The 8,995-nt window shown below is 58.2% G+C and carries 5 protein-coding genes and 3 pseudogenes; 2 read left to right on the top strand and 6 right to left on the bottom strand.

Going from position 1 to position 8,995, the window contains the following annotated elements:
* Positions 1-73: 73 nt before the first annotated feature.
* A pseudogene (locus ABRP88_RS03605) lies at positions 74-754 on the bottom strand (IS1249 family transposase); the annotation flags it as partial.
* A 73-nt stretch (positions 755-827) separates the two neighbouring features.
* On the opposite strand from ABRP88_RS03605, the pseudogene ABRP88_RS03600 reads away from it, so the two are divergent.
* A pseudogene (locus ABRP88_RS03600) lies at positions 828-1,243 on the top strand (transposase); the annotation flags it as partial.
* 54 nt (positions 1,244-1,297) lie between these two features.
* On the opposite strand, the pseudogene ABRP88_RS03595 reads toward ABRP88_RS03600, so the two are convergent.
* The 4 genes and pseudogenes from ABRP88_RS03595 to ABRP88_RS03580 all read right to left on the bottom strand — a co-directional run bounded on the left by ABRP88_RS03595 (position 1,298) and on the right by ABRP88_RS03580 (position 6,523).
* Positions 1,298-2,007 (bottom strand): annotated as a pseudogene (locus tag ABRP88_RS03595) (IS6-like element ISCef5 family transposase).
* A gap of 404 nt (positions 2,008-2,411) precedes the next feature.
* The gene (locus ABRP88_RS03590) at positions 2,412-3,785 is read right to left on the bottom strand and encodes an NAD-dependent succinate-semialdehyde dehydrogenase (RefSeq protein WP_284771325.1); all 1,374 of its coding nucleotides are present in this window, start codon (positions 3,783-3,785) and stop codon (positions 2,412-2,414) included.
* Between the two features lie 122 nt (positions 3,786-3,907).
* On the bottom strand, positions 3,908-5,113 hold the full coding sequence (locus tag ABRP88_RS03585; protein WP_349836193.1) for an oxygenase MpaB family protein: 1,206 nt from the start codon (positions 5,111-5,113) through the stop codon (positions 3,908-3,910).
* A 33-nt stretch (positions 5,114-5,146) separates the two neighbouring features.
* Positions 5,147-6,523 (bottom strand): oxygenase MpaB family protein, encoded by a 1,377-nt coding sequence (locus ABRP88_RS03580; protein WP_349836192.1) that lies wholly within the window; start codon positions 6,521-6,523, stop codon positions 5,147-5,149.
* A 404-nt stretch (positions 6,524-6,927) separates the two neighbouring features.
* On the opposite strand from ABRP88_RS03580, the gene ABRP88_RS03575 reads away from it, so the two are divergent.
* The gene (locus ABRP88_RS03575) at positions 6,928-7,980 is read left to right on the top strand and encodes a PDR/VanB family oxidoreductase (protein WP_349836191.1); all 1,053 of its coding nucleotides are present in this window, start codon (positions 6,928-6,930) and stop codon (positions 7,978-7,980) included.
* Positions 7,981-8,055: 75 nt separating this feature from the next.
* On the opposite strand, the gene ABRP88_RS03570 is transcribed toward ABRP88_RS03575, so the two are convergent.
* On the bottom strand, positions 8,056-8,979 hold the full coding sequence (locus tag ABRP88_RS03570) for a DMT family transporter (protein WP_284850034.1): 924 nt from the start codon (positions 8,977-8,979) through the stop codon (positions 8,056-8,058).
* Positions 8,980-8,995 lie beyond the last annotated feature (16 nt).

The following is an 8,995-nucleotide window of genomic DNA, read 5'->3' as shown; positions in this document are numbered from 1 at the left end:
AAAATGGTAATAAGAAGGCCGCTGCTTAACCCCTAAGCAGCTTAACTACGTGTCCACGATTTGCGGGCAACCCCACTTTGGCGAGTTGATCTTGGCCATAATTGCACTGCCTGGCGATATTTAGCGGATCGTCAGGCAGTTGCTTTTTGGTGTGGAGGTACCACTCGAGCATTTTTCGTTGCCGTTCCCCTGACCTGCCTCGGTGCGCATCGGCGATGCGTTTGAGCTGGGCGTTTATGCCGCCTTCAAGACTGTTTGTCGTTGAAGCCCAGCGTTTAGGATCAAGCGCATTCGGTGGTGGCTTAAGGTAAGTAAACAACCAATTGTTGCGCGATAGGTGCAGCAGTGAGTTGTAGGCTTTGCGTATTCGCAGATGAGTCCATTCCCACTGGTTATTGAGTGTTCGGCGTTCTTTTGGCACGGGTGTTTTCTCGTTGAGGAATGTTTTGAATACCTGACCGAAGTCGTGCAGACGTAGCGTCCACTCCCGTGCCTGTTCGAGTGTGGTGACACGGGTTAGTTTCAGCGCCAGTGCGTAGATGGTTTTGCCGGCGTCGGTGCGCGGCCGTGAGGTGGTGTAGCGGCGGATGACGCGTTGTGCATGGACGAGACAACGCTGAATCATCGCGTTTGGCCAGCAGGCTTTAATCGCGGTGAGTGCGCCTTGTCCGCCGTCGAGGACGACGCAGAGTGGTTCGGCGATTTTGCGAAGTAGCTGCGTGTATGCGTGGGCTGTTTCGTGTTTGGTCCAGTGCGGACCTGACCCCTATTCGGTGGACACCTGATATCCAGCCCAGTCGAGCTGGGAAGAAAGGTAATCTACCACCATGTCCAGGTACTCCGAACAGTTCAAACGCGATGCCGTAGCCCTCTATGAGAACAACGAGGATCTCTCGCTGAACTCAGCATCAGCTGAGCTCGGTATCAACCGTGCCTCGCTACATTCTTGGGTCAAAAAGTACGGCACTGGCAAACGTGCCCGCACGAAGGCCGTGCACGATCAAGCCCAAGCGGCGAATGATTCTGCGCGAATCCGTCAGCTGGAAAAAGAAGTCTCTAAGCTGCGCGAAGAACGCGACATCCTGCGTAAGGCCGCGAAATATTTTGCCGAAGAGACACGCTGGTGATCCGCTTCCAGTTTGTCTATGACCACCGAACCGAGTACTCGGTCAAGCGGATGTGCCACGTGTTAAAGCTGAATCGTTCCTCGTTTTACAAGGGTGCTGTTGCAAACTTCAGGCGGAGAGCCGTGACGACCCAGTCTTCATCCTCTGATGCTCGCTGCGGGTCGGCGTTCTCAGGCAGCCTCGAACACCCGGCTGACGATCACCGCATCCGGGTTCGGTTGCCCGTAGGCAAACATCGCGCCCTGGCCTTTCCGTAATGAGTGCATCGCTTCCATCCCTTTCAACGTCCGGTACGCCGAGGTCCGGTTTTTGAACGCCCCCTTCGGTCCGAGGATCCGTTTCAGCCGCCCATGATCTCCTTCAATGACGTTATTGAGGTATTTCACCTGCCGGTGTTCCACGGTCTGCGGGCAGATTCCCTCTGACTTCAACTCGGCGATTGCCCTGGCCAGGGAGGGTGCTTTATCGGTGTTGATCACCCGCGGGAACCCGGTTATCGTGTTCGACCTCAAGGTCTTGGCCAGAAAACGCTTCGCTGCGGCGACGTTACGCTTTGGGGACAGGTAAAAATCCAGGGTATGCCCACCCGCGGTGATGGCCCGATAGAGGTAGCACCACTTTCCCCCGACCCGGATATAGGTCTCGTCCACCCGCCAGGACCGGGCCTGCCAATCCGGGACTTGTCGGTACCACCGGGTCTGCTTGTCCAGCTCAGGAGCATATTTCTGGACCCAGCGGTAGATGGTGCTGTGATCGACCGGTACGCCGCGTTCGGTCATCATTTCTTCCAGATCGCGGTAGCTGAGCCCGTAGCGGCAGTACCACCGGACCGCCCACAGGATGATTTCACGGGGAAATGACGACCGGAGAAGATGCCCATGGCTGTGATTATTTCACGCAGGCCTTCCTGTCGCCCGAACTTTGCAACAGCACCTATCAAGATCAGACAAAATCGTCAGCACCCGACCAACGGGAGCATCGGTAGTGATTCCTGCACTAGTCGACACGACGCCTCACCACCTCTTGTTTATCCTGGTTTATAACTGTAACTTGTTCGACCCCAGTTGGAGGAGCAGACTACATCCCACCCAGCCCCGCGCTGAGCGGGATTTTTCGCATGCGTCACACAACTTGAGTTTAGGCCAGGTTCCGAAAGTCGCAGCGGTTTAACCGGCACTGCGGACAGCAAAAGGGGCCTAGCCATTCAAGGCTAGGCCCCTTCCCTACTGCACTCTATGCGCTCACTGCAGGCGCAGGAAGCGCTGAGCGAGCGTCAACGAACGATTAGTCGTTGATGTAGAGGTACTGCTTGTTCACGAACTCGTCCAGTGCGAAGACGGAGAGCTCGCGGCCGAAGCCGGAGTTCTTGACGCCACCGAATGGCAGTACTGGGGAGAAGTACTGGCCCAAGTTGACGTGAATCATGCCGGTCTCGATCTGGTCAGCAACCTTGGTGGCGCGCTCGGTGTCATCGGAGAAGACAGCACCGCCCAGGCCGTAGTTGGAGTTGTTGGCCAGCTCTACGGCTTCCTTCTCGGAGGAAACCTTGTAGATCTCTGCTACTGGGCCGAAGAACTCTTCGTAGTAGGAGTCGGAACCAACGGGGACATCGGTAAGCACGGTCGGCTCGTAGTACGCAGCGGTCTCGTGCAGGTTGCCGCCGGTGCGAACCTTAGCGCCGTTGTCCACAGCGGTCTTGACCTGCTTATCCAAGTTCTCTGCTGCTTCGCGGGAGGACATTGGGTAATACTGGTTCTCGCCCGGCTGAGTTGGGTCAGCCTGCTTCATACCCTCTGCAATACGGACCATTTCATCGACAAACTCATCGTAGATGTCTTCCATGACGATGATGCGCTTGTTGGAGGTGCAAGCCTGGCCAACGTTCTCGATGCGCTTGACCCAAGCTTCCTCGGCAGCCTTGGTGACATCGGCTGCATCCAGGATGATGTAGGGGTCGGTGCTGCCAAGCTCCAGCACAACTTTCTTCAGGTTGCGGCCGGCGATCTCCGCCACAGCGGCACCAGCGCGCTCGGAACCGGTCAGGGATACGCCCTGGACACGCTTGTCCGCGATGATCTCCTCAATCTGCTTGTGGTCAGCGTAAACGTTGATGTACACGCCCTCTGGCAGGCCAGCCTCGCGGAAAATCTCCTCGATGGCTGCAGCAGACTTCGGGGTAATTTCGGCGTGCTTCAGGATGATGCAGTTGCCGTTCATCAGGTTCGGGCCGGCGAAGCGGGCAACCTGGTAGAAGGGGTAGTTCCAGGGCATGATGCCCAGCAGGGTACCAATAGGCAAGCGGCGGAGGGTGGCCTTACCGCCTGGCACGTCAACCGGCTGATCCTTGTTGTGCTCTGGGGCGTTGTCTGCGTAGAACTGCAAGATGTCGCCGGAGAAGTTAATTTCCCACTCGCCTTCTGGGGTGGACTTACCCATCTCCTCTGCGGCAATCTTGGCCAGCTCGCCTTTGCGCTCCTTGAGCAGCTCCGCTGCGCGGGACACAATCTTGGCGCGCTCCTCAATGGAGGTCTCGCGCCAGGTCTGGAAAGCCTCGTTGGACTTAGCCAGCACCTCTTGAATCTGCTCATCGGTAAAGGTGTCGAACTTCTCTACTACTTCGTTGGTAGCGGGGTTAGTTACTGCATAATCCTTGGACATTATTGTTCCCTTTCTAATTGGATTCTTGGAACTAATGTGGCGACGAGCACACTCTGTGTTCGCCTGCCACAAGAGTACTTAAGTTTTATTAACTGCGTCACCCATGAATGTGGGTGATTTGTTTAGGAGGCCGCGACGACCGAGCCATCCTTCATCTTGATACCCTCATCCTGCTTCATGTAGGTGGCATCGCGGGTGAGCATCTGGCGCACCGCCTCCTCGTTCTTCTGGATTTCCGCCTCGAGAGCCTCCGGGTCTTTACGGAGGAGATCGAAACGTTCCTGCACCAGCGGTGCCTCCATTTCCAGGATGGGGCGCATAACCGAGTTGCCCACACCGCAGGCATCGGCGACCTCATCGCCGTGAATGATGCGCACGTGCGCGGCGGTCCAGTCCGCTAGGGTGTCATCGGGCATGCCCGTGAGCTCCTTGGCGTTGACGACGAAGCCATCCATGAGGGCATCGACAAGCTTACGGGCCGACTCGTTGATCTCGCCGTCGACGGTGTGGATGGCATCCATGGTCTCCTGGGAGGCCTCTACTCCATCCTCGCCTTCGAAAAGGTCCGCAGAAATGCCCAGCATGCGCCCGGTAATCTTCCACAGGTAGAACGCGTCCTTTTCCTCTTCCGCGGTGAGCTTCCAACCCATGTTGCGCAGGCCGGCGTACGGAATATAGGTGAAGTCGAACCAGGTGCGCAGCATGTCGAACTCGCTGATTGGTGCACCGTAGTGGGAGTAGTCCAACTCCTTGCGGGTGTGCACGCGCCGCACGTGAGCGTGGATGGCGCGCACCATGCCGGTGTGGATGAAGCCTTCGCCGCCGGGCTGCAGCGCATCCGGCAGGTAGAGCGAATAGGTCCAGTTGGTGGTGTAGGCAAGGCGCTTGACGGCGCCATCGGTAAGCTCACCGGTGTTGACCAGCAGGTCCGCGATCGCCGGGGTGGAATAGGTGTGGACCAGCGAACCTGGGCCCAGCGCTAGGCCGTGGCTGAGCGGCGGGATGGACAGGTAGACGCGGCGGCCGCGCTCCAGCTTTTCGGCGTCGATGCCGTCAAGTGCCTTGGTCATGTCCTCAATAAGGGCGGCAACCTCGGGGAAGGTGTCCTCGTTGGCGGTGCCGCGGGCAAGGGCATCGCGCAGGTTAGGCATGATTTCCTTGACCGTGTGGCCGCTGGTAAATAGCGCATCGGCTACTGGGTCCATCTTCCAGAAAGCCTCGTGGTAGCGGTCGGCGCGCTCTTTGCCAAAGGAGGCGATGAATTCTTCCTTATCGCCGCGACCGGCAGGCCACTCGCCTACGGTGCCTAGGGACATATTGGTGGTCATGGTGTTCTCCTCTGAGAATGTTGTGGAGATGGGTTAGCTGCGAGCTTCTTTAGAGTCATCGTGCAGCGTGTAATCGGACTTGGTCTCTGGCTCGTTTTTCGCGATGTGCGCCTTAATCACCGCGGTGACATCGGACCATGGCGGCTTATTCTTATTAGCGCGCTTAATCTTTGCTTTTTGCGCACCCGGCAACTTGTCCCGCAGGCGGGCAACCTTGGCCTCTGCCCGCGCTGCCCCCTGATAGAGCAGGGCCCACGGCTTGAGGTTCACCTTTTCCCAACGCGTGCCCTTGACCATAAACTTGGTGTCTTCCACACCGCAGATGGTGGTCAGCGCACCCAAAGCCACATTGGGGACCAGCGGGTGGATGGTTTCGAGAATGCTCATCAACGCGGTGGCAACGCGCTCGTGATAGGTGGAGGAATACCCGCCATTGGCGTAGATGAAATCCGTCATCTTGCGCATTTCATCGCCAGTCTTGGGGATGAGGCGCTCTTCGGCCCCCATCATATAAAGGATGTATCCCCAGTACTGGGCCACATCGTCCCAGTCCTGGCCGGAGTGGGGGCGGCCAAAGCGCTCGTCGATGGCCAGTGGCATCATCCCGAACCAGCCCTCACCGGAGACCAGGAAGCTGGAGCCAATTGGCCGGCCGAATTCGTTGTAGTGCTCCTTGCCCCACATCTTCTCCAAGCCGCGATTAGCTTGGGAATGCAGCAGGCGCACGCGCACGGCAGCCTTGCGGCCTTCACCGAAGCGGTCAAAGACGTCCTTCTTGCCCAAGTCCGTGAAGAATTGCGCAGTTTCAATAGAGCGCTGCATGGCCTTGAACTCGAACATCCCGGTCTCACCCGTGGCCGCCGACGTGCGGTCCTCCATCGTGGTGGCCCAGTACGCGAAGGCAATAGCCAGAACCTCTGAGGTGCGTGTGACGTTGTAGTAGGCCACGCGGCCGCGCTCTGCGGCCTCGAGATCCAGCCACTCCGGAATGCGGTCTACCTCTTTAAAGAAGTCCACCAGTTCCGGGGCCGGGTTCTCTACCGTCTCGATGCCGTGGTTGAGCGCCTGCTCAAACTTGGCGCGCGATTCCTTGGCGCCGTCGCGGCGGAAGGCCTGCGCCAGCTTTTCACCGGTCTCGTCGGTCTGCCACATGTGGTCATCGAGAAGCTTGGTTTGCAGGCTATCGTAGCCTGCCCACTCATCTTCTACCGTGTGCCAGGAGTCAAAGACATTGTGCCGAAGCTCCGACCAGCCTGGCGTCGCGGTGCGACGCTTCGGCGCCGGGCGCAGGTCCATGCCATCGCGGTAGAAGTAGCGGAAATCCTCATAGGGATTATCGGACATGGGCAGAACCTTTGGTTCCGCCTGCGACGTGTTGGCAACGTCAGAAGTATCTGTGGGAGCAGTCATGGGGAGTGAACAACCTTTCCAATCTTGGTGCTACACCACACACATTTCCTGATTATGTGGTCTAGTTCACCATTTAGCTGTACCCGTAAGCCTATAGAGACATTGCCCTCCACTGCAATGAATTTTGTATCCAATTTTCCGGGAAATTACCGGGTGTCAGAACCGCCGCTACACCCGCCTTCACAGCACCTATCCTCTCCTGCGCAAATAGCAAAAATGGCAACCTTGGCAGATTTTGCAAACCTTTTGCCTGCTCACCCCATACAGGTGTACTAAGCGCACACGTGTCCGCTATGCGAACGCTTTTGTAACCTGTATCTCCCTTTAGGCTGTACCATGATGTGCATTACATACAGTGAATTGGCAATGAACCACAGCCACGAAAGCGAGGTCTATTCACCCCTATGCCTAGTTCTCCTTCCCAACCTGCACCCCAGCTTGCCGATGCCCCCTCCACCACCGCCACGGTGCAAAACGTCACCGCCGTAGCCGATGACCTTGCGGTCATCGAATTTTCGCTGGACGGTGATGCTCCGCTTGCTGAATACTCCCCCGGTTGCCACGTCGATATCACCCTCCAGGGAGCAAATGGCGAGATGCTTACCCGGCAATACTCGGTTTTTGAGCTGACCGATTCCTCTACTCCTGCCGCTGGCCAACAAAAACGGCCAACGTACGGCGTCGCGGTAAAGCGGGAGGAAAACTCCACGGGTGGATCGATTGCGATGCTCAAACTGCGCTGCGGAGATAGCTTTGAAATCTCGCAGGCATTTAATAACTTCGAGCTCGTGGCACACGCCGGCTACTACGTCTTGGTTGGCGCCGGCGTGGGCATTACCCCCATGCTCTCGATGGCCCAATCCCTCGAGCGCGAGAACAAGCCGTATATCGTGCTCTTTTTCGCACGCGATGAACACCATGCGGTGCTGCTCGAGCAATTGCGCGAAACCTGCGGCGATAAGCTCATTGAGGTCTTTGGCCGATCACGCGAAAAGCAGGCAGATATCCACCGGCATCTGCTGGGCCAAGCGCCGAAGGAGACGGCCTTTTATGTCTGCGGCCCGCAAGGTTTCATGGATTCCGCGAAAGAAGTCGCGCTCGAGTATTTACCCGAGCACGCTTTTCACTGGGAGAACTTCCACCCCGATCTAAAAGCACTGTCCGGTGAGAAAAACGCCGGAGCCGGCGACGGCCCGTTCGAAGTAGAATTTTGCGGCGAGACAGTAGAAATCCCAGAGAATAAGACGGTCCTAGAGGTCCTTGAGGAACTCGATCTACCCGTAAAATCGCGCTGCCTGGAAGGCACGTGCAGCACCTGCATCATGCGCGTGGTCGACGGCGAACCAGATCACCGCGATTCCGTCTATGACGCGCAAATGTATGCCGATGGGGCCTTCGCCCCGTGCGTCTCCCGCGCGCTAAGCCCCAAGCTCACCTTGGAGCGCTGGCGGCAATAAACCCAGCCCCCATACGCTGCTCGAGCGAGGAAGCTGGGCTGGGAAAATTGGGGCATCGGCAAGCGCAGCACCTCCCTATAGGGCGCGCACCATAATCACACCGATGATGACCAAGACCAAGCCAATGATGCGGTGTACCGGCGGCAGGCCGCGCTCGGCATTGCCCCAGCCCAACGACTCAATGACCTGGCCGCAAATGATTGAGCCCACCAGTGAGCCGATAACCGTCGTGCCGGTGCCGATCATGGGCGACAGCGTCGCGCCTCCCACCACAAAGAGCGCGCCGAGCACACCGCCGAGCCACATCCACCAAGGCCCGGGTGCGATACCGCTCAAAAGGGCACGACGGGGAGCCTTCCACCCCAGGGTGAGCAGGGCCAATAGAATCACTCCAACGCCCAGGGAAATGACGCTGGCGGGCATGGGGCTATGCAACGCACCTCCCAGGTAACCGTTGACGGCGGTTTGGGTGGCGGAGCCCATGCCGATGAGCACACCGAAGACACGCCACAGCCACAGCGAAATCCCGGTGGCTTGCGCGCGCGTGGTGACGGCACCCCGGCCTATTTCTAATACCAAGGCGATGCCGCCCACAACGATGAGCGCGCCGAGGACGCGCAGCGGGCCGACCGGCACCAACGGCGATTCAAAGAGGCCGGTCAGGTCATAAATTAGGCCCATCGTTACCTGGCCCAAGATGGGAAGAATGACGGTCTCTACGCTGCCGATGCGCGGGAAGAGCAGGATATTTCCCACGATGAAGGCCACGCCCATAAAGCCGCCGAGCCACACCCACCACGGTTGCGCAGCCGCCAGCGCTAGGTCCGGTATCGCATCACCGGTGACAATGAGCGCGAGGATGGCGGAGACGGCAAAGCCGATAATGAAGGAGAAGAACCCGGCGGCGATGGGCGAGCCCACGGACTCGCGCAGACGCGTATTAATGGCCGTTTGCGCCGGGACGATGGCGCCGACCAGCATGGCGGCGATAACCAACATTGTTTTTCCTTCCCCA

This window comes from Corynebacterium sp. KPL2734 (genome assembly GCF_040225595.1).
GTDB classification, from domain to species: Bacteria; Actinomycetota; Actinomycetes; order Mycobacteriales; family Mycobacteriaceae; genus Corynebacterium; species Corynebacterium rhinophilum.
The sequence above is the reverse complement of the archived record's forward strand: the minus strand, read 5'-3'. Positions and strand labels throughout refer to the sequence as shown.